Source organism: Bacillus sp. 5B6 (assembly GCF_000259405.1).
Lineage (GTDB): Bacteria > Bacillota > Bacilli > Bacillales > Bacillaceae > Bacillus > Bacillus velezensis.
This window is the reverse complement of sequence record NZ_AJST01000001.1, coordinates 1,846,940-1,870,377: the sequence shown is the minus strand read 5'-3', so window position 1 is coordinate 1,870,377 and position 23,438 is coordinate 1,846,940. Positions and strand designations below refer to the sequence as shown.

The window sequence follows — 23,438 nt, the reverse complement described above, 5'->3', positions numbered from 1 at the left end:
GTTATTTCAAGATAGTGAATTGATCACTTGATTATCTAGGTTGGGGGTAATATTCAAATGTTTCAAAATAATATGAAACAAAGAATGAATTGGGAAGATTTTTACGGACCGAACCTCGGCTATGCACTGGAGCTGTACGACCAATATGCTGAAGATCCAGACAGCATTGATCCGGATCTGAAAGACATGTTTGACGAACTCGGCGCTCCGCCAAGCCAAATAAAAGAGGCATCGGGAACAAAGGAACAGGGACGCGTCACCGCAGATCTGATTCAAAAGATCGCAGCAGCAGTTAAACTTGCAGAAGATATTCGAACCTATGGCCATCTGAACGCTTCCGTCAATCCGCTCAGAAAGGATCCGAAAAAGAGCGAGCTCTTTCCGTTATCCGAGTATGGGCTTACAGAAGAAGAAATGAAAGCAATACCCGCGTCTGTCATCTGTAAAGACGCACCTGCCAATATAACAAACGGCTTAGAAGCCATCCAGCATTTACGCAATACCTATAAAAGAACCATCTCCTTCGAGTTTGACCATGTGCATGATTTCGAAGAGCGCGCATGGATTACAAAAATGGTCGAATCCGGAGAACTGTTCCGGAAAAATTCACCGGAAAAACTGTCAGCCGTTTTAGAAAGACTGACGGAAGTAGAAGGATTTGAACAATTTTTACACCGGACATTCGTCGGTCAGAAGCGTTTCTCAATTGAGGGGTTAGACGCGCTTGTGCCGGTTCTTGACGACATTATCGCCCAGTCTGTGAAAGCGGGCACAACCAATGTCAATATCGGGATGGCGCACAGAGGCCGTTTAAATGTGCTTGCGCATGTGCTCGGCAAACCGTATGAGATTATTTTCTCGGAATTCCAGCACGCGCCGAATAAAGACCTTGTGCCGTCTGAAGGATCGACCGGCATCAGCTACGGCTGGACGGGCGATGTAAAATACCACCTCGGTGCAGACAGACAGCTTCAGGATGCTGAAACCAAAAGTGCGCGGATTACGCTTGCAAATAACCCGAGCCACTTGGAATTTATCAATCCGATTGTTGAAGGAAGCACGCGGGCGGCACAGGAAACAAGAACGCAAAAGGGGTACCCGGTTCAAGACGAAACAAAATCGCTCGCCATTTTAATTCACGGTGACGCAGCGTTTCCGGGAGAAGGCATTGTCGCCGAGACGCTGAACTTAAGCTCTCTGAAAGGCTATCAGGTCGGCGGGGCCATTCATATCATCGCCAATAATATGATCGGCTTTACAACTGAAAGCGATGAATCACGATCCACGAAATATGCCAGTGATTTGGCGAAGGGCTATGAAATTCCGATCGTTCACGTCAACGCGGATGATCCGGAAGCATGCCTGTCAGCCGTTAAATTTGCGGTTGAATACCGGAAGCGGTTCAATAAAGATTTCTTAATCGATTTAATCGGGTACAGACGGTACGGCCACAATGAAATGGATGAGCCGTCAACGACACAGCCGATGCTGTATGACGCCGTCAGAAAACACCCGACTGTCAAGCGGATCTTTGCGGAAAAACTCGTAAGTGAAGGTCTGATCAGCGAGGAAAAAGCGCAAAACATCGAAACGGCAGTGACAAAACGAATTGAAGACGCCTATAAAAAGGTGCCCGCCAAAAAAGAAGACGCCGTACGGGAAATTGAATTGCCAGAACCGGTGTCCAACGGTTTTCCAGACGTTGACACAGCCATTGATTTTGATATTCTCCGCAAGCTGAACGGCGAACTTATCAACTGGCCGGAATCTTTTAACGTGTTCGGCAAGCTGAAAAGAATCCTGGAAAGACGTGCAAAAGCGTTTGATGATGACCGTAAAGTTGAATGGTCATTGGCTGAATCGCTTGCGTTTGCTTCCATTTTGAAAGACGGTACGCCGATCCGGCTGACCGGACAGGATTCAGAGCGCGGAACGTTCGCTCAAAGAAACCTTGTGCTGCATGACAGCGAAACAGGAGAAGAATTTGTTGCCCTCCATCACTTAGACGACTGCGCTGCTTCATTTACGGTGCATAACAGCCCGCTCTCTGAAGGATCGGTTCTCGGCTTTGAATATGGATACAACGTGTATTCGCCTGAAACGCTTGTGATGTGGGAGGCGCAATACGGGGACTTTGCCAATGCGGCTCAAGTCTATTTTGATCAATTCATATCTGCAGGACGGGCAAAATGGGGACAAAAATCAGGACTGGTCATGCTGCTGCCTCACGGTTACGAAGGGCAGGGCCCTGAACACTCCAGCGGTCGCGTCGAGCGGTTCCTGCAGCTGGCGGCAGAAAACAACTGGACGGTGGCCAACCTGACAAGTGCGGCTCAGTATTTCCACATTTTAAGAAGACAAGCGAAAATGCTGCTTCGTGAGGAAATCCGCCCGCTTGTGATCATGACGCCGAAGAGCCTGCTGCGCAACCCGAATACGGTATCTGAAGTGCAGGAACTGAGCGAAAGCCGATTCAAGCCTGTCTATGAGCAGTCCGGTCTTTCCCATGCTTACGAAAAAGTGACTCGCGTCGTATTATCAAGCGGAAAAGTGTCAATTGATATCAGCGATCACTTTAACAAAATGGAAGGCGATGAGGATTGGCTTCATATTGCCAGAATCGAACAGCTGTATCCGTTCCCGGCAAAAGATACGAAGGAGCTTTTCGCCAAACTGCCGAACCTGCAAGAGATCGTTTGGGTTCAGGAAGAGCCGCAGAATATGGGGGCATGGAGTTATATCAGCCCGTATCTGACGGAAATCGCGCCAAAAGGAGTAAATGTCCAATACATCGGCCGAAGAAGACGATCCAGTCCCGCAGAAGGAGATCCGACAGTCCACAAAAAAGAACAGGAACGCATTGTATCTGATAGCTTGACTCGCAAAAACTAAGGGGGAAATGAAAAAATGGCGGAAATTAAGGTACCTGAATTAGCAGAATCAATCTCAGAAGGAACGATAGCCCAATGGTTAAAGCAGCCCGGTGATTATGTAGAACAGGGTGAGTACTTGCTTGAACTGGAGACGGACAAAGTAAATGTTGAATTGACAGCAGAAGAATCGGGTGTTCTAAAAGAGGTATTGAAAGATTCGGGTGATACCGTCCAAGTAGGAGAAATTATCGGTACCATTACAGAAGGCGCTGGCGAAAGTTCTGCACCCGCCCCTTCAGAAAGTGCTCCAGCCAATGAACAAACGAAAGAGGAAGCAAAAGCTGAACCTGCTGCACAAGAAGTCAGCCAGGAAGCACAATCAGAAGCGAAATCCAGAACGGTAGCGTCTCCGGCTGCACGCAAGCTGGCAAGGGAAAAAGGGATTGATCTATCACAAATTCCGACGGGAGACCCGCTCGGCCGCGTGCGCAAGCAAGATGTGGAAGCTTATGAAAAACCGGCTTCAAAACCTGCGGCACAGCCGAAACAGCAGGCTCAAAAAACACAGCAAAGCTTTGACAAACCTGTCGAAGTGCAAAAAATGTCCCGCCGCAGACAGACGATCGCGAAACGATTGGTTGAAGTGCAGCAGACATCTGCGATGCTGACTACATTTAACGAAGTTGACATGACGGCCGTTATGAATCTAAGAAAACGCCGTAAAGACCAATTCCTTGAGCAAAACGATGTAAAACTCGGTTTCATGTCGTTCTTTACAAAAGCCGTCGTGGCTGCATTGAAAAAATTCCCGCTCCTTAACGCTGAAATTCAAGGCGATGAGCTGATCGTGAAAAAATTCTATGACATCGGTATCGCTGTCGCGGCTGAAGAAGGGCTTGTCGTCCCAGTCGTGCGTGACGCTGACCGCCTGACGTTTGCCGGCATTGAAAGAGAGATCGGCGAACTTGCGAAAAAAGCGCGAAACAATAAATTAACATTAGGTGAGCTGCAAGGAGGCTCCTTCACGATCACAAACGGAGGTACATTCGGATCGCTTATGTCCACACCGATCCTAAACAGCCCTCAGGTTGGGATCTTAGGTATGCACAAAATTCAGCTGCGCCCAGTAGCGATTGATGCGGAGCGCTCTGAAAACCGTCCGATGATGTACATCGCTTTATCATACGATCACAGAATCGTAGATGGTAAAGAAGCGGTCGGATTCCTTGTCACCATTAAAAACCTGCTTGAAGATCCGGAACAGCTGTTGCTGGAAGGATAATTTGAGACAGACAAAAAGTACACTGCCCTTACAAGCAGTGTACTTTTTTATTGAGAGAAGAGGAGAATTTATATGAAAAGCTGTTATCCGCTTGAGATCGAATTTGAATATAATGAAGAATTGCATTCTATCACTCCGGTTCTTCTGCAAGACGAACATGACACGATATTAATAGACTGCGGATATCCCGGTTTTACAAACCATCTTCAACATGCTGCTGCCCGGCATGGAATGTCGCTTCATTCATTGACAAAAATCATTGTAACGCATCACGACATAGACCATATCGGCTCACTCGCTGCATTATACCGTTTGCATCCGGATGTCAGCGTGACAGTACATGAGCGTGAAGCGCCGTATATTGACGGCTCTAAAAAATCTTTACGGCTTGAGCAGGCTGAATCAATGTTTTGTTCATTGCCGGAGGATGCAAAGCCTTATGCAAAACAGTTCATCCGCTCGCTTCAATCAGTCGAATCGGCTCCAGTTCACCGGACAGTTACTGACGGCGAGCTGCTGCCTTGGTGCGGAGGCATTCGCGTTGTAGCCACGCCGGGTCATACACCCGGCCATATCAGTCTTTATCTGCCTGCCGAAAAAACAATGGTCACAGGTGATGCGGTCGTCATTGAAGGCGGAAAGCTGAACCTTGCTAATCCCGGCTATACGTTACATATGGATGATGCGGTCCGTTCTGTGCAGCGGCTGCTCGATTACGATATCCGTCAATTGATTTGTTATCATGGAGGTTTATTTCAGGGGGATGTAAAAAAAGCGCTTTTGCGTCTGTTTCGTGATCTGCAGAATAAACAAGGATAGGAGCGGCAGCATCCTATCCTATCCTTGTTCAGTTATGAAAACGGAATCTTTGCCGTTTCTTCTTCTTCGGCGCTGTTTTTCTCTTTTTTCTTAGACCAGTAGGTGGCAAGAACAGACCCCGACAGATTGTGCCATATGCTGAAAATTGCGCTCGGCACGGCTGACAAAGGAGAAAAATGCGCTGTCGCAAGCGCTGCGCCCAGTCCGGAGTTTTGCATTCCGACTTCGATCGCAATCGCTTTTTGTGAAGCATAATCCATTTTGAACAGCTTTGCAGTCAGGAATCCTAACAAATATCCGATTCCGTTATGTAAGATGACGACAGACACAATCAGCAGTCCTGATTGAAGCAGATGCTCACGATTTACGCTGACGACAGAGGATACAATCGCTACGATGCCGATTACCGACACGAGAGGAAGCGCGTGCACGGCTTGTCCGACCTGTTTTTTGAAGAACAGCTTCACAATCACCCCGAGGACGATCGGCAAAAGCACGGCTTGCATTATGGAAACAAACAGTGAACCGAAAGAAACGGGGAGCCACTCTTTCGCAAACAGCATAATAAGTGCCGGCGTTACAATAGGAGCAAGCAATGTTGAGATCGTGGTGACCGCAACAGAAAGCGCAGTATTGCCTTTCGCCAAAAACGTCATGACGTTTGATGCCGTACCGCCCGGACAGCATCCGACCAGAATGACGCCCGCGGCGATTTCTGCGGGGAGGCGGAGCCCGATTGATAAACAGAAAGCCGTAAGCGGCATAATCGTAAACTGGCAAGCGACTCCGATCACGACATGCCAAGGCTTTCTGATTAATTCTTTAAAATCGTCTGCTTGAAGAGTTAGCCCCATCCCAAACATAATAATACCAAGGAAAATCGTCATATAAGAACTGATCCAAGAAAACAAATCAGGGTAGGCGAATCCTAAACCGGCAAAGACGATAACCCACAAGCCAAAGGTTTGGCCCGCAAACCCGCTTATTTTTTTCAGCCATTCCATAAACACAGCTCCTTTTACATTCAATCAATCAGTCAGAAAATATGACTGACTTTTCTGTATTCCATTATAAATAATTTTCTGAATAATTCAATATTAAATATAAGTTTTCGATAAAATTATTATGTAAACTAACATCTTCTTGACTATTCAGACATATATTCTTACAATTGATTTTTATACTGAAATGAATTGGGAGTGCTGAAGTGAAAGAAGCTAATCAATGGTCATCTAAGCTGGGATTTATTTTAGCTACGGCCGGCTCTGCAATCGGGCTCGGCGCAATATGGAAGTTCCCTTACGTAGCGGGAACCAGCGGAGGCGGCGCTTTTCTGCTTGTTTTTATTTTATTTACTGTTTTAATCGGACTGCCGCTTTTACTTGCTGAATTTATTATCGGCAGAAAAACACAAAAAAACGCCGTTGAATCCTATAAGGCGCTCGCGCCGGGGAAAAAGTGGCACTGGATCGGATATCTCGGAATCATTACGTGTTTTATTCTATTATCCTTCTACAGCGTAGTGGGGGGATGGATATTAATCTACATTATAAAAGGCTTTACAGGCGGCTTATCGCTTTCTTCGGGATTTGATACGTTATTTATCGACACCATTTCAAATCCTTATGCAGCCGTTTTCGGCCAGCTGCTGTTTATCGTGCTGACGATTTTAGTTGTGGCAAAAGGGGTGAGCAGCGGAATCGAAAAGGTAAGCCAGGTGCTGATGCCGGCTCTGTTTATTCTGTTTATTCTCTTAATGATCCGCTCCGTTACGCTGCATGATGCAGCGAAGGGATTAAAATTCTTCTTCATGCCTGATTTTGGCGCGATGGATGCCAATACCATTTTATATGCGATGGGACAATCATTTTTCTCGTTAAGCGTCGGAGTGTCCGTAATGGTTACATACAGCGCATATTTAGAAAAAGAAGAAAATATTGTTCAATCCGCCGTATCGGTGACGGTATTAAATGTCCTTGTTGCTGTGATGGCGGGAGTGGCGATTTTTCCGGCGGTGTTTGCATTCGGCCTCAAGCCGGATCAAGGCCCGCAGCTTTTATTTAACGTGCTGCCGACCGTCTTTAACCAAATGCCGTTGGGCATCGTGTTTTTACTCGCCTTCTTGCTGCTGTTTTTATTTGCGACGCTGACATCGGCTTTTTCAATGCTTGAAATTTTAGTTGCTGTTTTGTCAAAAGGCGATTCGGCAAAACGGAAGCGGTATGCATGGATCGGGGGACTTGCTATATTTATTGTCGGGGTCCCTTCGGCGCTGTCGTACGGAATTTTGAGTGATGTTTCTATTTTTCACCGCAGTATTTTTGACGCTGCGGATTTTCTGGTCAGCAATGTCTTAATGCCGCTGGGCGCGCTTTTAATTGCCGTTTTCGTACCGCTGAAAATTCCGAAACAGATGCTGTTTGACGAACTGAAAAGCGGTTCCGGTATAAAACGAAAATGGTTTGCAGTCTGGCTCCTATTAATCCGTTATGTGGCTCCTGTAGCCATTATTATCGTTTTTCTGCACGTGCTTGGTATTTTTTAAACCAAAAGAAGCAGGCCCCCGTTCAAGACGGGGGCTTTTTTAATAAAGCGGCCATATCACGCGGTGCGCTTGTTCGAACCGTTTCTCCGCCTCCCGCCAATCAACGACATTCCACCATTGATCCACGTAAGCCGCGCGGTCGTTTTTATATTGTAAATAATAAGCGTGTTCCCACACATCCAGCGGAAGCAAAGGAATGACGTCCCACTGGCTGTAGAGCTGATGCTTCTCAGCGGCCAAAATCTCCAGCCGCCCGGCGCGCGGCGCCCAGACTAGGATAGCCCAGCCGACTCCTTCGACTTTTTTCGCCGCTTGAGAAAATTGCTCTTTAAAAGCGGAATAGCTTCCGAATGACACATCAATCATTTGAAAGAGCGCACCCGTCGGCCGTCTTTTTCCGTTTGGATTCATCGAAAACCAGAAAATACTGTGCAAATAATGGCCCGCGCCGTGAAACGCCAATTGCCGCTCCCAATGCGCCACTAAGTCGTACTGTTTCGTCTGTCTCGCTTTTTTGAGCTCCAGTTCTGCTTTATTCAGACCGTCAACATAGCTCTGATGGTGTTTGGTATGGTGGAGTTTCATAATCTCTCTTGAAATATACGGTTCCAGTGCGGAATAACTGTAAGGCAGTTTAGGGAGGACATGCTTGCCGATCGGCACATAAGCTCTGCGCTCATCCGGCTCTTCGGGTTCAGTAATGTCCCGGTAAAGTGCCGATGCCTGTTCGTACCATTCCGCCTCCGTTAATCCATCATCCTGAAGGGTGTGGAAAATCCGGTCGATTTGTGCCGCGAAGCGATCGAACCGTCCTTGCTGAATGACTTGTTCCTTCAATGTTTCACACCAATTCAGCATCTCGGTTTGATAAGCGTGCCGTTTCATTTTTCTTCCTCCTTTTCACTCACTTTCATAAAAGTGCTGAGCGCAAGCAAAGAAAACACATACGGGTAGCTGTGATACCTGATGTAAAACTGCTTCGGCAGGCCGATTCCGGTCGGATAGCTGAAAGCGGCGCCTTCGTAATGCCGGTTTTCAATAAGAAAAGATATGCCTTTTGTGACGGCTTGATGATGAGTTTTTTCGTATTGCAGCAAAGCTTCGACCGCCCAAGCCGTCTGTACAAGCGTCCCGTAAGAAAGCGGAACATAGGTTTTGACTTCTGCGCTTTTACAGGATTCTCCCCAGCTTCCGTCCTCGTTTTGAATGGATTTCAGCCAGCGGATCGCTTTTTTCACGGCCGGGTGGTTTTGGCTCACGCCGCAAGCCTTCATCCCTGTCAGCGCCGCCCATGTGCCGTAAATATAGCAGACACCCCATCTGCCGTACCACGATCCGTCCTCTTCTTGATGGCGGATCAGCCATTGGACGGCTTTTTCAATCTGAGGGTGATCAGAAGAAAGCCCCGCTTCTCCTAAACAGTGCAGCACCCGTCCGGTTAAGTCGCTTGTTGAAGGATCGATGGCAGCTTCCTCAGCCGATTCCAGCGGCAGCAGGCGGACCAGCGGATGATTGACATTTTTCTCAAAAGCAGAGAAGCCGCCGTCACTGTTTTGCATGGACAAAAGCCAGCTCAGTCCGCGTTCCCATGAGGCGGGATAAAGTTTTCGCGGAATGGCTTTGAGCACTGCGGCTGTGTCATCACAATCAGGATTATTTGTATTGATGTTTGAAAAACCCCATCCTCCCGGTTCAGCATGCGGGTTGTGAACGGCCCAATCAGCGACTTTCGTCTGCTGCCGTTCACGCAGAAACCGAGAGGCGCTGGTTATCATCTGATCGTTATCTGAGATGCCGCTTTTCATAAGCGCATAGTTGAGAAGCGCCGTATCCCAAACGGTCGACGTTGAATTTTCCAGGTACGGTATATTGCCGCAAGACGTGAGCAAAGCTTTCGTGCCGGCAAGTGCTTTTCTGATAACGGGGGAGTGGCGCGATACACCGAGAGCGAGCAGGCCGTACACCATAAAAATAGTGGCACTCGCATAGCTGTATAATGTGCCGTCTTCTTCAATCCGGTCAAGCATATACGTTTTGGCCGTACGCAGACCGAGCTGGTGAAAAGCGGCAGGAATCTGCAAAAGCCGTTTCCAGTGCGCGAAAAGAGAAGAGAGGTCTCTGTTCTCATCCTGATCGGAACGAAGCCATGTAAACGGATTTTTAGTCATATGCCGATCTAAATGCGCGAGAGACGGAACATTGGGATTTTTCAGCGAAAATCTTTTGTTAAGCGTCACGGCCATCGGTACAAAATGAATACGGGCGTATGTACTGAACTGGTAAAAATGCAGCGGGAAGGATGGGGGAATGACTAAGAAAGATAATGGCAGATGCAGCGCGGGCCATGGATAAAGGCCGTTTGCCGCAAGCATCCACTTTGTCATAAAGTGTACGTTGCGCAAGCCGCCATTTGAGATGATAAAGCGTTCGGCCTGAATCATATGCGCCTCAGAACGGCTATATAAACCGGAAGCCAGCAAGCCGGCATAGCCCTGTACAGTAGCGGTCACATTTCCTTTCCGGTCATCAGGATAGTTGGCAAAAGTTCCGTCCGGGCGCTGTTTAGCGCGAATGCCTTCTGCAAGCTCAGCGATCAGTTCTTTATCATTGTCTCCAAGAGAAGTGAGAAGGAGGATCAGAAAGGCGTTTGTCAAAATCGGTCCTTCAAAACAAAATGACCATGAGCCGTCCGCATTTTGCGTTTCTCTTAAAAGGGAGATGGTTTTCTTTTGGCGGCTTCTGACGTTTTCATGAATTGTGCTCACACTCGCTCAACTCCTTCAGAAGCATATATATTCATATGTAAAAGGCGGCATGACAAAAGAAAGAAACTGCTGACAGGCAGCAGTTTCTTGTTTGATTTAATCTTCCAGATTGATCCAGACGCTTTTTACTTCTGTATAATTATTCAGCGCGTAAGAGCCCATTTCCCGCCCGAGGCCGGATTGCTTATAGCCGCCGAAAGGAGATGCCGCATCGAAAACATTGTAGCAGTTGACCCAAATGGTGCCGGCTTGGAGACGGTCAGCAATGTAATGGGCGTTTTTCACATTCTCAGTCCAAAGTCCGGCTGCAAGGCCGTATTCCGAGCGGTTCGCCCGCTCAATGACTTCATCTACCGTATCATACGGAATGGCGGCTAAAACAGGGCCGAAAATTTCTTCTTTTGCGATGGTCATGCTGTCATCCACATCCGCAAATACAGTCGGGGAGACAAAATACCCTTCTTCAAACGGGCAGCTGCCGCCCGCAACAGCTTTGGCTCCTTCCGCTTTTCCTTTTTCAATATATGAAAGCACGCGCTCGTGCTGTTCCTGACTGACGAGCGGGCCGATTTGTGTATCTTGGTGAAGGCCGGCGCCTTGCTGAAGCGATTTCGCATATGAAACCATTTCGCTGACGACCTCATCATATTTGTCTTTGTGAATGAAGACACGGGAGCCTGCGCAGCATACCTGCCCCTGATTAAACATGACCCCGTTTAAAGCGCCGGGAATCGCTTTCTTCAAATTGGCGTCAGGCAAAATGATGTTAGGTGACTTTCCGCCAAGCTCCAGTGTCACGCGTTTAATTTTTTTTGCGGCTTTTTCCATGATTTTTTTGCCGATTTCTGTAGAACCGGTAAAAGCGAGTTTATCGACATCGTCATGGTTGGTCAGCGCTTCCCCGGCCGTCTCGCCGAACCCTGGGACAATATTGATGACGCCGTCAGGGAAGCCCGCCTGATCTATTAACTCCGCTAAATAGAGGGCGGTCAGCGGTGTCTGTTCCGCCGGTTTCAAAACGATTGTGCAGCCTGTAGCAAGGGCGGCGCCCATTTTCCACATCGCCATAAGGAGCGGGAAGTTCCAAGGGATGATCTGCCCCACGACGCCGACAGGCTCATGGCGGGTGTAATTAAAATATGAGCCGGCGACCGGAATCGTTTGTCCGGTTATCTTTGTAGACCACCCGGCATAATAACGCATATGCTCAATTGCGAGTGGGATATCTCCATTTGTCGTTTCATTAATCGGTTTTCCGTTATCAAGTGTTTCAAGCTGTGCGAGTTCCGTTTTGTGCTCTTCCATTAAATCGGCAAGCTTATACATCAGCCTGCTTCTGGAAGCGGCCGGCATAGTGCGCCATTCGCCGTGATCAAAGGCTTTGCGTGCCGCTTTCACTGCACTGTCAATGTCTTCTGACTGTGCCTCGTAAAGCGTCATCAGCGTTTCTCCGGTTGCCGGATTCGGTGTGACAAATGTTGATCCTGAAGCGCTCGGAACAAATTTTCCGTCAATATAAAGTTTCTTCGTACCCTGTAAAAATGTTTCCAGCCTTTTTGTGATCTGCATCGTTAAAGAACTCATTCGTAACAAACCTCCCGAAATTTTTTATGGTCTGTTTTGAGCATCTTGATGTCCGCGCGAAGTAAGCGCATACAGTCATTTTATAATAACACCTCCGGTAAAATCAATCGATAACCGTTATTGCAATTCACAAGAAAAAACAGCTACAATAAGCTTATCGATTAAGAAAAGGAGTTTTATAAATGATTCATAATAATTGGCAGACAAAAGAAAGCGTCAAAAAGGTCAAATGCGTACATACAGATGCGAAAAAATACATTGTCAAAAATGTGCTGACGCCGGGTAAAGAGTATGAAGTCAAAAATGAAACAGAAGAATTCATTTTTGTTGTAGACAATACAAACAAAGTCGGAGGCTTCTACAAAGAGTATTTTGAAGAAGTTTAAAGCTGAATGAATTTATTTTGCCTGAGCCATACTAAAAAAGACTACATATAAAGGGTGGCTGCAAAATGAAAAAAACAGAGCAAGACAAACAAAATAAAACATCAGATCAGCTTCAGCAAGTGCAACCTGAAGAAGGCACCGACACGACGATGGAACAAATTTCAGATACCTATAAAGAAGGAACAATTGAAGATACGGATCGTTGATGTTTTGTTAAAACCGCGGCATTGGAGAAGCCGCGGTTTTTTATGGCGAAAATAAAAAACTGACTTTTCGAAAAAAATACCGTTTTCTTGAAACCTTTTCTTTCGCTGAACCGTACTACTTCATAACAGCGGCACCTTTCGCGAAGGGCTTTTTTGATGAACGTTCTAAAAATGTAATCTGTTCGTAATGGTTTAAATGCCGTCTATGTCGTATTCTTATATAGGGATAAAGAACTTATTTTTTTATGATTGTAATAAAACAATAGTATAGAAGCAGAAAGTGGGGTTCTTCATTGGGAATTTTTTCTGTCAGCAGATCAACCGACACAAAAAAGCTGGAGGCTTTGCTCGTTGAGGGAGAACGGATCGAAACGATTTATAAACTGCGGGTTGACCAAATATGCTTTACGAATAAACGAGTGATTTTCTTTGATAATAAAATGTTCTCCAAAAAGAAAGTGCGCGTATTTCTTCCATATAAAACAATTGAAAGCTTCGCCATTCAAGAAGCGGGGATGTTTGATCCCGATACCGGGCTTGTATTAATGACAAGAGGAAAAACTTTCGAATTGGAATTTGCAAAAGAAACGGACTTGACTGAGGTTCAAGCCATCTTAACAAAATACTTATGCAGTTAAATATCACATAAAAGCCATCCGAATGCATGCGGATGGCCTTTTTATTATATAATGCTTGTTTTTCCGGAGTTCGAATCAATGAGATCCGGATCAGCAATAGAACTGATGGGGATATAAATCGGCGCCAAATCACCATTTTCTTCACCGAATCCGTAGTTGATCTTATTGGATAAAAAATAATCGATTTGCTGATACGGGCCGATCGTAATGGAAGAACCGCGGTCGACTGCATTTACTTTAAAGCCTCCTACATTTACCAAAACCGGCGAAAACATCATAATGGGCCTCCTTTTCCGGCAGGAATTTTATCGCATGCAGACTCAAAGGTAGATGGAGAATCAATTTGATCCCGGTCATCCACTTTGCCGTTCGTGCCGATGAAGCCGCTTGCATCTCCGAAGTTCTGTCCGTATCCCTGATTCTTTTTATCAGAATTCTGCCATTCCGCCAGTAAATTTTGTCCGACATTCACCGCTGAAGCATTTTCAAAGGAATTAATTTTCAACATGAAAATATTAATATTGATATATGGAGTTGGTTGAACCACAGGCAAACCTCCTTTAATACAGGTGTATGCCGGCTGTTATGACCGTATGCTTAGACAGGGGGCGATAAAAATGGATTTCGATAAGATGAAGCAGTGGATGGAAATGGCGCAAAACATGTCCGGCGGCGACTTTTGGAAAAACGTTTTTGATGATGAACAACTGAAATCATTTCAAAACGGCCATTCTCATTTTCCCTTTCAACAGGGAGATGGGCAAATGAGAAGAAATGAGGATGCTTTTCCTCTTATAGATATTGTGGAAACCCATGATGAGCTCCAATTTTTGCTGTATCTGCCCGGCTACCGGAAACAAGATGTTCAGCTGCTGTCCTACGGAGAATATATCGTCGTAAAAGGCACGAGAAAATCCTTTTTTAATGAACAGGATTTTAAACAGAAGACCGGAAAATACGGCGATTTTGAAAAAAAACTCGACCTTCCGCATTCCGCTCAGGGAACGAAGGGAATGCAGGCGGTATTCAAAGACGGGATTTTATATATATCGATTGCTAAACATCTGGGGGATGCAAGCCAGATCATTATCGAAGGCTGATCTTGTTTGCTGTGCCGTCTATCAGATCTGAATCATCGATACTCATGATAGGGATGACGACAACGGTGCAATCACCGTTTTGTTCACCGTACCCTTCATTTCTTTTATTGGCTGCTGTGTTTCTCACCATAACGGAAGAGCCGGTGTTAAAAGCTGCTCCGCCGCTGATTCCGTTCATTTTTATATACTCAAAGTTGATAACGGATGGAAAAAACATCATGATTCGCCTCCTTTTTGTATATCATGTTTATATATTCGCAATGCGGGACGCATAGAACTTTCCAAGAGTGACGGGGAAAGAAGTGATTTTCTTTGAAAAAAATAATGAAAGAGATTTTCAAAAAAGTGTGTGAAGAAGAATTAGACCGGCTTAAGAAAGTGGAACAACAGCTTGATGAGCTTCAGGATAAGTGTCATTTTGAGCCGCAGACGGTGGAAGGGGAAAAAACATATGTCCATATTGAGCACGTCAAAGTGGACAAGGTTGAGTACAATATTGATTTTGAAAAGCTGAGTATAGAAGAGCTGAGCGGTATGCTGAATATCGGCGCCACTTACCATACACCGGCGCACAGGCTCAAACAAGCCTGCGCTGAAGAATTTCGGGACAACCGGCAAAATGATGCTGCGAAAGAAAAAAGACAGACAAAGCAGCAGACACCCAATGTCACCATCAGGGGGAGAAAGCATTGACCTCCATTGTTTCATCCTCCTTTTTCGAGGGTATGTATTAACAGATACAGCGAAGAATACAGACGAAAAAGGAGATGATGAATATGTCATTATCAAAAGAACAGCAGGACAGCCTTTATCATAAATTAATCGATTTAAAGGAAAGTCTTCAGGGAGAATCAAAAGAAAATCATTCAATGAGAGAAGACACAGGAGAACTGTCGAACGGAGTAGATAATCATTTAGCTGATCACGGAAGCATTTATTTGGACAGGGTCACGAATCAGACGCTGGACGGTGTCGATCAGAATCTTTTAGATGAGGTGAACGCCGCGCTTGAACGAATGGAAAAAGGAACATACGGGATTTGCGAGAAAACAGGAAAAGAAATTCCTTATGAAAGACTTGAAGCCGTACCGTATGCCAGAATGACCGTCGAAGCGCAGCGAGAAACAGAAGGGGATGTGAAAACAGACGCTCCGTCATATGAAAGGGAATTTCACGAGCAGGTGAAAGACCTCTCAAATAAAGAAACCGTTGATCAAAAAAGCTCACAAACTTACGAAATCCTGGATCGCGAGCAGGATTCACAATAATAGCAGCAGGTACATTCATATGTACCTGTTTTTTTATTCCATAAAAAATCTCAGAATCGAAATAAAATCATTGACTTTATATAAAAAAGAAAGTAACATACTATTTGTAAGTAAATATTAAAAGATTACCGGGAGGAATTTAGAATGTCTCAAGTATTATTTGTAAAATCAAGTGATCGTACGGCTGAAGAAGGCGTATCCGTAAAATTATACGAAGCGTTTCTGGCTGCTTATAAAGAAAACAATCCGAATGATGAAGTGATCGAACTTGATCTTCATAAAGAAAACCTTCCTTACCTCGGAAGAGATATGATTAACGGAACATTCAAAGCTTCAAAAGGAATTGAAATGACAGACGAAGAGAAAAAACAAGCGTCAACTGCTGACATTTACTTAAATCAATTTGTCAAAGCTGACAAAGTCGTGTTTGCATTCCCGCTTTGGAACTTCACAGTGCCTGCTGTGCTTCATACTTATGTTGATTACCTGTCTCGCGCAGGAGTTACTTTCACATACACGCCTGAAGGACCAAAAGGTCTGATGGGAGATAAAAAAGTAGCGCTCTTAAACGCACGCGGCGGCGTATATTCTGAAGGACCGATGGCATCTCTAGAAATGTCATTAAACTTCATGAAAACCGTTCTCGGTTTCTGGGGTGTCCAAGATCTTCACACTGTTGTCGTTGAAGGCCATAATGCTGCACCGGATAACGCTCAAGCGATCATTGAAAAAGGACTGCAAGAAGCGAAAGATCTGGCTGCAAAATTCTAATTTCCATTAACTCTTGCGCCCATACAGGGTGTGAGAGTTTTTTCTATTATAGAAGAAACTGGCGGAAGCTTTCGATCTGATCTTATATTGATATATTGATATTTTGTCGAAAAAACAATTTTTATGTAGAATAAAGCATTTTTCACAAAGAAAAAAGGTTTTCTGTAAAAGAATTAACCCTCTTGCCAAAATACGACTGATGGTGTAGGATATAAGAGAAGCTACATTGTTCGTATTGTTAATTAAGTTTTAACCTTTAAGCTGTAATAGGGAGTTTTATATCGAAGCCGGAATGTCATGCCTCCATTGCAGAGGACGACAGGAACGCTTCTGCAAACACCCACTTTGAGGAGTGGTGGTTTAAAACTTTCTTACTTGCGTACGGCATACGTAGCGAAAGCCATTTCCCTTGCGGAGATGGCTTTTTATTTTGCATTGCCCTTGAGCAGCGTACTTTATCAGTATGATAAAATAAAAGAATCAAAGACAAAGTGAGGTTTTACAACATATGCTGGATAAAGCCCAATCCCTTCTGGCGCATTATTTTGGCTACGACAGTCTTCGCGCGGGCCAAAAGCAGGCGATACAATCAGTTACAGAGGAGAGAAAAAACACGGTCTGCATTATGCCGACGGGGGGCGGAAAATCAATCTGCTATCAGATTCCCGCACTGCTGTTTGAAGGAACCACAATCGTTATTTCCCCTCTTATTTCCTTAATGAAAGACCAAGTCGACGCGCTTGAAGAAGCGGGTATCGCGGCAGCTTATATTAACAGCACCCAGACAAGCCGTGACATTCATGAGCGCCTGACCGGTTTGAAACAAGGGGCTTACCGGCTCTTTTACATCACACCGGAGCGTTTGACTTCTTCTGAATTCATTCACATCCTGCAGAATATTACGGTTCCTCTTGTCGCCATTGACGAAGCTCACTGTATATCGCAATGGGGACATGATTTCAGGCCGAGTTACCGGAATATCGAAATCCTTTTTAATGAATTAAAAGAACCGCCCGTCATCATCGCATTAACGGCGACGGCTACGCCTGAGGTTCATGATGACATCTGCAAGCAGCTTCATATTAAGAAAGAACAAACTGTATATACCGGTTTTGCCAGAGAGAATTTAACGTTTAAAGTAGTAAAGGGCGAAAACAAAGACCGGTTTATCGAGCGGTATCTGGAAAAAAATAAACACGAAGCCGGCATTATATATACAGCGACAAGAAAAGAAACCGACCGTTTATATGAGAAATTAAAACGCAGCGGCATCAATGCCGGCCGTTATCACGGCGGATTGGCGGATGATGACAGAAAAGACCAGCAGGAGCGGTTTCTTAACGATCAGATACAAGTGATGGTAGCTACGTCCGCTTTCGGAATGGGAATCGATAAGAGCAACATCAGATTCGTTTTACACGCGCAGATTCCGAAAGATATGGAGAGCTATTACCAGGAAGCCGGACGGGCCGGGCGCGATGGTCTTAACAGCGAGTGTGTGCTCTTGTTTTCGCCGCAGGATATTATGGTGCAGCGTTTTTTAATAGACCAATCGGCCGCCGGAGAAGAAAAACAAAAGCAGGATCTCAAAAAACTGAGACAGATGGTGGATTACTGTCATACGGAAGATTGCCTGCAGCGGTTTATTCTGAAGTATTTCGGTGAGAATGAGGCGGAAGCTTGCGAAGCATGCGGCAATTGCACTGATACAAGGACCGCCCATGACGTCACAAAAGAAGCGCAGATGGTATTATCATGCATCATCAGAATGAATGAGCGTTTCGGAAAAACGATGGTGGCGCAGGTGCTTAGCGGGTCAAAAAATAAAAAAGTGCTGGAAAACGGCTTCAGCAGCCTGTCCACTTATGGCATTATGAAGCATCAATCCGCAGCGGAAATCAGTGATTTTATCGAATTCCTTATTTCAGATGAATATATCAGAATGGCGGACGGCACATTTCCGACGCTTATGGTCACCCAAAAAGGCAGGGACGTTCTGCTTGGAAAAAGCGCAGTCGCGAGAAAAGAAGCCTTACAGGCCGCCGCCGTTACCGAAAATGATGAATTATTTGAGCTTCTCCGGCGTCTCCGCAAAGAGATCGCAGCTGAACAGGGTGTGCCTCCATTTGTCGTGTTCTCAGATCAGACGTTAAAAGAAATGTCGGCGAAACTTCCGAAAACGGATCAGGATCTTCTTTCCGTAAAAGGGGTCGGGGAACAAAAAAGATTGAAATACGGAGCGGTTTTTTTAGAAGAAATCCGAAATTATGTAAGAGAAACAGAGTGAAAAAAAGTTTTTTTAGAAATTTGCACATTGTGTTTTTCATTGGCGCCGGAAAAATCAGAAGCTTGAAAACCCTTGCTGTATCAAGGTTTCAGCAAGACTTACCAAGCGAGAGAAATGTTTCATGTAAAGGAACTGTAATCTAATTCAAATCGTTTTGTTATTGAACTGACATTTTCATATGTTACGATATCACCTGTTAGCCGCCAATAAAAAGCTAACAAGGGAGGATTTACTTATGAAGAAGACGATTATGTCCTTTGTCGCAGTTGCAGCAATTTCAACAACTGCATTTGGAGCTCACGCTTCTGCTAAAGAAATCACGGTGCAAAAGGGTGACACGCTCTGGGGGATCTCGCAAAAAAACGGAGTGAACCTAAAGGACTTAAAAGAATGGAATCAGTTATCTTCTGATTTAATCATTGAAGGAGAGAAACTGACTATTTCTTCAGTAGAAACAACCACAACTGGGCAGTACACAGTGAAGCAGGGCGACAGCCTCTGGAAAATTGCTCAGAAATTCGGAACATCAGTCGGCAATCTGAAAAGCTTGAATAACTTGCAATCAGATATAATTTACGCAGGCACAACGTTAAATGTGAAAGGTCAGGCTCAGGCTGCACAGCCGGCTCAAGAAGCCAGCCAGCCGCAAACTGAACAAAAACCAGCTGCCGAGACAGAACAGCCTAAACAAGAAGCTGTCAAAAACGAGCAGCCTAAACAAGAACCTGTTCAAGAACAACAACCTAAACAAGAAGCGAAGGCTGTCGAAGCAAAACAGCAGCCTGTTCAATCAAATACAAACCAACAAGAGCCTAAAAAGCAGCTGACAATGACTGCAACTGCTTACTCTGCTAACGACGGCGGCATTTCCGGTGTAACGGCAACCGGTGTTGACTTAAACAAAAACCCTGATGCAAAAGTCATCGCGGTAGACCCTAGTGTCATTCCGCTTGGCTCTAAGGTTTATGTTGAAGGTTACGGAGTGGCAACAGCAGCAGATACAGGCGGCGCAATTAAAGGAAATAAAATTGACGTATTTGTTGCAAAGAAAAGTGACGCTAACAACTGGGGCGTCAGAACAGTAAATGTTAAAGTATTAGACTAGTTTCATATAGAGATGAAGAACACAAGGCGAAATGCTTTGTGTTCTTTTTTTCTTCCCTTTTTTGACTGTATATAATCGTTATATGCGGAAAAAGAAAAAGCGTTTCTCTAATATAATAAGGAATGGATGTGAAAACGGAATCTGAAGGGATGTATGAAACTGATGGAGCCGGAATTTATATGTTTATGGAATACCTTCACAGAAACACCGGTGTTTCAAGCAGGTATATGCACTGCTTTCGCCATTGTGCTCGTTATCGGACTGTCTATGCCTGCTGTCAGGCTGTTTCAGGCGCTTGACAGAGGGAGAGGAAGGCCAGCCGTTATTGAAAAGGTGAGACGTACTGGCGTGATGAAGAATGGCAGGCACGAGCTTGTGCTTATTTTAAACGTAAAAAACCAAGACGGAACGCATGATAAACGTGAACTGACACACGCCGTATATAATGAAGAGATCAGCCGTTTTTATGAAGGAGCTTCCGTATGGGTAACGGCAGCGGCTGGCGGACGAATTATGATCGCTCCGCGCACGCTGCGGCATAAGGCGTCAAAATAAAAAGACGGGGCGGTTTTCCCGTCTTTATGTATTAATGCCGATCGATCCATATCCGTCCGCCTTCTGAGCCGGCTTCTATCCTGCATGTTCCTCCGATCGGGAATGTCATCAAAGGGGAGGTATGGCCGAAATCAGCATTTGCGATAACAGGCATGGATGACAGTTCTTCTTTTGTACGGATGACGGCACGCAGAGCCTCCTCAGACACATTTGAAGCATGCTGGAAACGTCCGATGACAATTCCCTTCACGGCTGAAAAAGCGGGAAGATGGATGAGTGACTGCAAATCCCGGTCAAACATATGAATGTCAGACATATGATCATCTTCTATAAACAGAATCACTTGTTCCATCTCCGGAAAATATTCGGTGCCCTGCAGAAGATTCAGCGTGCATAGATTTCCTCCGATCAGTGTTCCTTCCGCATATCCGGATTGAATAACGAGCGGTCCCGGATTCCGATAAAAACGTCTGTCCTCCTGGTTCAAATACCATTTATCATCACTCCACTCGGATGAAGGCTTTACCTCATACGGGTTGTCAGAAGCACAGCAGGCCAAGAAAGAGTTAATCGTATAGTCCAGCCCTTTTTTCATGGCAAATGAAGAAAAATGGGGACCGGAATATGTAATAAGGCCGGTTTTTTGATATATGGCATGGCCGAGAGCGGTAATATCTGAATAGCCGCAAAGGATTTTCGGATGCCGCTTGATGTTTTCATAATCAAGATAGCGGAGCAGCTGATTTGATTGGAACCCGCCGAGTGTCGTCAAAATCGCTTTGATGTCAGGATCAGCGAAAGCCTCGTGCAGATCCCGTACACGCGATTCAATGGATGATGAATCAAATTCATTTATTTCTTTCGCATTCTCTGAAAAAGAGACACAAAAGCCCAGCTCCTCCAATTTTGTCTTCGCGGCATTTATATTTTCATCTGACATAACGGACATGCTTGTGGCTGGAGACACAATACGAATGCCGTCACCTTTTTTCAATTTTTCCGGATACAAAAAAAAACCCTCCTTAAATGGTTTAATCTATTACACCATATTAACGAGGGTTTATCTATCATTTTTTACAGGTCGACCCATTTAATGCCGCCTGATTGCGTATCATTGTCAATCCAGACATCAAAGTGATGCTTTTCATAAAAATGAATGAGTCTGTCGACATGATCCCAATCACGCTTAGCGATGTCGCCCGTCACTTTCGGGATATTCTGCTCTCTGGCGATATGTTTTAAAAATTTCATGCAGATCGAGCCGTAGCCGTGGTTCGGCGGGCCTTTAATGTCCCCGATATGAATGGCATTGTCATAATAAGAGGCGATCAGTGAAAAACAGCCTCTTCCCCGGTAGGCTGACTCACAGTCAGTCAGCATAATCTTACATGTTTGGCCATCATCAATCGAGGAAACAATGATCCAATCGTCATTGTTCGATTGATCAATACCAAGCACTCGCGCGTCTTTTGATACATCTATCAGATTTTCCCGCATTCTGAAAATCTGAAATTCAAGTTTATGAAGCTCTTTTTCCAGCTCTTTCTGATCTCTTTCTTCTGCAGTAAACAAAATCATACTCCTTTCACAGCGTAAAAGTCTTAGTCAAACACAAGTATCCATTGTAGTAAATGATGTCTTGGTTTGTAAATAGGTTTTGCAAAAACTTTTTTAGAAAAGTCTGCCGTTTATATGTGGATTAACGTTTTTAAGGCGGTGCGGATAGGGAAAGGAACAGTGAGCAGCGGAAAAAGGAGGAATCTATAATGGCAATTGACTCACTCATCGGCAAATTGAAGTACGTAATGACGGAATCTCCTGATAAAATGCTTTCCTTATATGTAAATACGGATATGAGAAATCCGGATCAGCAGGGGGGAGAGTGGAAAATCGCCTTGAAAACCGGTTTTCGGAGATTAAAAGAGTATCTGTCTGTAAGTGATCCGGAAGAAGAAAAATCTCTCGTCCGCATCATGGAACGTGTCTATCAATATATCGATGGGCTTGGTAAAGAGATGCCGCGTAGTCTCGTGTTTTTTGCATCGGGAGAAGGCGGTATCTGGGAGACGATTGAATTGCAGGTGCCTGTCGAAACACGATTTTATTGGGAAGAAACGGCTGTCCTTGATCAATTAGAACTTCTCCGTGAACAATTTCCGAGCACGGCTTTTATTCTCACCCAGCAGAATGAAGTGAAGATCATAGAAACCGTACTCGGAAAAATTGAAGGGGTGGAGCATTATCAATACGACGTCATCAATGAATCGTGGAAACCGCAGGATGTAAGCGGAAACTCCGCATCGATGGACGAGGACGCCGCCAAAGCCCACGTCGAAGAAAACCAAAACAGGCTGTATAAACGATTGGCTTCGAACCTTGATCAGAAGGCCGCTTCACACCAATGGGAGCGTCTCGTAATCGCAGGGGACAAAGAAACAGCCGATATTCTCGATCAGCACATGAATAAACCGATTGATCGGATCATTCCAAAAAATCTGTTGAATGAAAACGAACATAAGGTGATAGAAGAACTGTTGAAGGAAGCATGATATGACGAAAGGCCGGGTCTCAAACACCCGGTCTTTTTAGGGCTTAAGTTTGTCTAAATTCTGACGAAGCGGGCGAAACCGTTGACATCAAAGCTGAATTCTCATACCATTTGGATAGTCAGTAAAATTGAGAGAGGTCATAAGATGAATCAGACAGAAAACAAACCTAAAAGTTATACCGGTATCGTGCTGACATTGACCGTTCTGATCAACGGGTTAATTGCGGTGCTGTTTTTTATGCCGAAGTCGGGACAGGTCAGCATTGCCAATATTCATATTCTGCCGATGTTAAATGCCATTTTTAACAGCTTTACTTTTATCTTTTTGCTGGCAGCGCTCTTTATGATTAAGCAAAAAAATATTCAAGCGCATAAACGCTTTATTTTGGCGGCGTTTACGACGACTTTGCTGTTTTTGATCTGCTATGTCGTGTACCACTCGATAGCTGAGAATACTTTATTCGGCGGCCACGGCATCATGCGCGGGATTTACTTCTTTATTTTAATTACGCATATTTGCCTTTCCTTCATCATCGTGCCGCTTGCGCTGTTTACGCTGATCAGAGGATTCAGCATGCAAGTGGAACGCCACAAAAAAATCGCGAGATGGACGATGCCGCTCTGGCTGTATGTCAGTCTGACGGGTGTCATTGTATACTTAATGATCTCACCGTATTATTAAAAAAAGCCGTGCTCTGCGCGGCTT

25 protein-coding genes and 1 other RNA gene are annotated in these 23,438 nt (G+C 45.0%); 17 read left to right on the top strand and 9 right to left on the bottom strand.

The window, feature by feature from the left end:
- Positions 1-57 precede the first annotated feature (57 nt).
- The 3 genes from sucA (at position 58) to MY7_RS08540 (ending at position 4,974) form a co-directional block, all read left to right on the top strand.
- On the top strand, positions 58-2,892 hold the full coding sequence (gene sucA / locus MY7_RS08550) for a 2-oxoglutarate dehydrogenase E1 component (RefSeq protein ID WP_007611968.1): 2,835 nt from the start codon (positions 58-60) through the stop codon (positions 2,890-2,892).
- A 15-nt stretch (positions 2,893-2,907) separates the two neighbouring features.
- Entirely contained in the window at positions 2,908-4,155 is a 1,248-nt protein-coding gene (odhB, locus tag MY7_RS08545) for a 2-oxoglutarate dehydrogenase complex dihydrolipoyllysine-residue succinyltransferase (RefSeq protein WP_003153764.1), read from the top strand.
- A 72-nt stretch (positions 4,156-4,227) separates the two neighbouring features.
- Entirely contained in the window at positions 4,228-4,974 is a 747-nt protein-coding gene (locus MY7_RS08540; protein WP_007611966.1) for an MBL fold metallo-hydrolase, read from the top strand.
- Positions 4,975-5,006: 32 nt separating this feature from the next.
- Here MY7_RS08540 and MY7_RS08535 read toward each other — a convergent pair whose 3' ends face one another.
- Positions 5,007-5,978: a bile acid:sodium symporter family transporter gene (locus MY7_RS08535; protein ID WP_007611964.1), complete on the bottom strand. Its 972-nt coding sequence runs from the start codon at positions 5,976-5,978 to the stop codon at positions 5,007-5,009.
- A 203-nt stretch (positions 5,979-6,181) separates the two neighbouring features.
- Between MY7_RS08535 and MY7_RS08530 the strand changes: the two genes are divergently transcribed.
- Positions 6,182-7,519: a sodium-dependent transporter gene (locus MY7_RS08530; protein ID WP_007407975.1), complete on the top strand. Its 1,338-nt coding sequence runs from the start codon at positions 6,182-6,184 to the stop codon at positions 7,517-7,519.
- A gap of 39 nt (positions 7,520-7,558) precedes the next feature.
- On the opposite strand, the gene MY7_RS08525 is transcribed toward MY7_RS08530, so the two are convergent.
- The 3 genes from MY7_RS08525 to MY7_RS08515 all read right to left on the bottom strand — a co-directional run bounded on the left by MY7_RS08525 (position 7,559) and on the right by MY7_RS08515 (position 11,868).
- Positions 7,559-8,404 carry a superoxide dismutase gene (locus MY7_RS08525; RefSeq protein WP_007611962.1) on the bottom strand — a complete coding sequence of 282 codons (846 nt, stop codon included), beginning with the start codon at positions 8,402-8,404 and terminating at the stop codon, positions 7,559-7,561.
- Complete coding sequence (locus tag MY7_RS08520) at positions 8,401-10,284, bottom strand: terpene cyclase/mutase family protein (RefSeq protein WP_007611961.1); 1,884 nt, start codon at positions 10,282-10,284, stop codon at positions 8,401-8,403. The genes MY7_RS08525 and MY7_RS08520 overlap by 4 nt, the downstream gene beginning before the upstream one ends.
- A 96-nt stretch (positions 10,285-10,380) precedes the next feature.
- Complete coding sequence (locus MY7_RS08515) at positions 10,381-11,868, bottom strand: aldehyde dehydrogenase family protein (protein ID WP_007611960.1); 1,488 nt, start codon at positions 11,866-11,868, stop codon at positions 10,381-10,383.
- A gap of 182 nt (positions 11,869-12,050) precedes the next feature.
- Here MY7_RS08515 and MY7_RS08510 point away from each other — a divergent pair, with 182 nt between their 5' ends.
- From MY7_RS08510 to MY7_RS08505, 3 genes are all read left to right on the top strand, one after another.
- Positions 12,051-12,254, top strand: coding sequence for a DUF6501 family protein (locus tag MY7_RS08510; protein ID WP_007407979.1), 204 nt, complete (start codon positions 12,051-12,053; stop codon positions 12,252-12,254).
- Positions 12,255-12,319: 65 nt separating this feature from the next.
- Positions 12,320-12,460 carry a DUF4025 domain-containing protein gene (locus MY7_RS19550; protein WP_003153781.1) on the top strand — a complete coding sequence of 47 codons (141 nt, stop codon included), beginning with the start codon at positions 12,320-12,322 and terminating at the stop codon, positions 12,458-12,460.
- A 293-nt stretch (positions 12,461-12,753) separates the two neighbouring features.
- Positions 12,754-13,098 carry a PH domain-containing protein gene (locus MY7_RS08505; RefSeq protein ID WP_003153783.1) on the top strand — a complete coding sequence of 115 codons (345 nt, stop codon included), beginning with the start codon at positions 12,754-12,756 and terminating at the stop codon, positions 13,096-13,098.
- A 44-nt stretch (positions 13,099-13,142) separates the two neighbouring features.
- Here MY7_RS08505 and MY7_RS08500 read toward each other — a convergent pair whose 3' ends face one another.
- Both MY7_RS08500 and MY7_RS08495 read right to left on the bottom strand, forming a co-directional pair.
- Positions 13,143-13,376, bottom strand: a complete 234-nt coding sequence (locus tag MY7_RS08500) for a hypothetical protein (RefSeq protein ID WP_003153785.1) — start codon at positions 13,374-13,376, stop codon at positions 13,143-13,145.
- A complete protein-coding gene (locus MY7_RS08495; RefSeq protein WP_003153786.1) occupies positions 13,373-13,645 on the bottom strand; it encodes a hypothetical protein in 273 nt (90 codons plus the stop codon). Before MY7_RS08495 ends, MY7_RS08500 begins: the two co-directional genes overlap by 4 nt.
- Positions 13,646-13,715: 70 nt before the next feature.
- Here MY7_RS08495 and MY7_RS08490 point away from each other — a divergent pair, with 70 nt between their 5' ends.
- Positions 13,716-14,198: an Hsp20/alpha crystallin family protein gene (locus MY7_RS08490; protein ID WP_003153787.1), complete on the top strand. Its 483-nt coding sequence runs from the start codon at positions 13,716-13,718 to the stop codon at positions 14,196-14,198.
- Here the strand turns inward: MY7_RS08490 and MY7_RS08485 are convergent.
- Complete coding sequence (locus MY7_RS08485; protein WP_014418113.1) at positions 14,185-14,418, bottom strand: hypothetical protein; 234 nt, start codon at positions 14,416-14,418, stop codon at positions 14,185-14,187. The genes MY7_RS08490 and MY7_RS08485 overlap by 14 nt on opposite strands.
- Positions 14,419-14,510: 92 nt before the next feature.
- On the opposite strand from MY7_RS08485, the gene gerPC reads away from it, so the two are divergent.
- The 7 genes from gerPC (at position 14,511) to MY7_RS08455 (ending at position 20,184) form a co-directional block, all read left to right on the top strand.
- Positions 14,511-14,891, top strand: coding sequence for a spore germination protein GerPC (gene gerPC / locus MY7_RS08480; protein ID WP_007611958.1), 381 nt, complete (start codon positions 14,511-14,513; stop codon positions 14,889-14,891).
- An 83-nt stretch (positions 14,892-14,974) separates the two neighbouring features.
- Positions 14,975-15,466, top strand: coding sequence for a TraR/DksA family transcriptional regulator (locus tag MY7_RS08475; protein ID WP_029326151.1), 492 nt, complete (start codon positions 14,975-14,977; stop codon positions 15,464-15,466).
- A gap of 144 nt (positions 15,467-15,610) precedes the next feature.
- Complete coding sequence (locus MY7_RS08470) at positions 15,611-16,237, top strand: FMN-dependent NADH-azoreductase (protein WP_003153791.1); 627 nt, start codon at positions 15,611-15,613, stop codon at positions 16,235-16,237.
- Positions 16,238-16,452: 215 nt separating this feature from the next.
- A non-coding RNA gene (gene ssrS, locus MY7_RS19160) (6S RNA) lies at positions 16,453-16,638 on the top strand.
- Positions 16,639-16,745: 107 nt separating this feature from the next.
- Entirely contained in the window at positions 16,746-18,524 is a 1,779-nt protein-coding gene (gene recQ / locus MY7_RS08465; RefSeq protein ID WP_007611956.1) for a DNA helicase RecQ, read from the top strand.
- Positions 18,525-18,759: 235 nt separating this feature from the next.
- Positions 18,760-19,629 carry a 3D domain-containing protein gene (locus tag MY7_RS08460; RefSeq protein ID WP_007611955.1) on the top strand — a complete coding sequence of 290 codons (870 nt, stop codon included), beginning with the start codon at positions 18,760-18,762 and terminating at the stop codon, positions 19,627-19,629.
- A 162-nt stretch (positions 19,630-19,791) separates the two neighbouring features.
- Entirely contained in the window at positions 19,792-20,184 is a 393-nt protein-coding gene (locus MY7_RS08455; RefSeq protein WP_029326152.1) for a hypothetical protein, read from the top strand.
- 31 nt (positions 20,185-20,215) lie between these two features.
- On the opposite strand, the gene MY7_RS08450 is transcribed toward MY7_RS08455, so the two are convergent.
- Both MY7_RS08450 and MY7_RS08445 read right to left on the bottom strand, forming a co-directional pair.
- Positions 20,216-21,193, bottom strand: a complete 978-nt coding sequence (locus tag MY7_RS08450; RefSeq protein WP_007611951.1) for a S66 family peptidase — start codon at positions 21,191-21,193, stop codon at positions 20,216-20,218.
- Between the two features lie 65 nt (positions 21,194-21,258).
- Positions 21,259-21,762: an N-acetyltransferase gene (locus tag MY7_RS08445; protein ID WP_007611949.1), complete on the bottom strand. Its 504-nt coding sequence runs from the start codon at positions 21,760-21,762 to the stop codon at positions 21,259-21,261.
- A 188-nt stretch (positions 21,763-21,950) separates the two neighbouring features.
- Between MY7_RS08445 and MY7_RS08440 the strand changes: the two genes are divergently transcribed.
- The gene (locus MY7_RS08440; protein WP_007611947.1) at positions 21,951-22,733 is read left to right on the top strand and encodes a VLRF1 family aeRF1-type release factor; all 783 of its coding nucleotides are present in this window, start codon (positions 21,951-21,953) and stop codon (positions 22,731-22,733) included.
- Between the two features lie 144 nt (positions 22,734-22,877).
- Entirely contained in the window at positions 22,878-23,414 is a 537-nt protein-coding gene (locus tag MY7_RS08435) for a DUF420 domain-containing protein (protein WP_007611945.1), read from the top strand.
- The last annotated feature ends 24 nt before the right edge of the window (positions 23,415-23,438 follow it).